The 279-nt window shown below is 49.5% G+C and carries 1 protein-coding gene; it reads left to right on the forward strand.

Features of this window, described 5'->3' with window-relative positions; all coding sequences use genetic code 11:
- Positions 1-279: carbonic anhydrase family protein (locus tag KDM89_RS22135; RefSeq protein ID WP_212689889.1), on the forward strand; the 279-nt coding region annotated here is incomplete at both ends.

Consider the following 279-nt stretch of genomic DNA (forward strand, 5'->3'; position numbering starts at 1 on the left):
GTGGGAAGCACTTTGCTGCTGAGCTGCACATCGTCCATTATAACTCAGACCTGTACTCCGACTTCGGCAGTGCCAGTGACAAGTCAGAAGGGCTCGCTGTCCTTGCTGTTCTTATTGAGATAGGCTCTGTCAATCCGTCCTATGACAAGATCTTTAGTCATCTTCAACACGTCAAGTATAAAGGCCAACAAGTGCTCATCCCAGGCTTCAACATTGAAGAACTTCTGCCTGAGAGCCCTGGCGAGTATTACCGCTATGAAGGGTCCCTGACTACACCTC

Origin of the sequence: Cognatundibacterium luofuense (assembly GCF_018139685.1) — a bacterium.
In the GTDB taxonomy this organism is placed as follows: domain Bacteria; phylum Pseudomonadota; class Gammaproteobacteria; order Burkholderiales; family Burkholderiaceae_D; genus Undibacterium; species Undibacterium luofuense.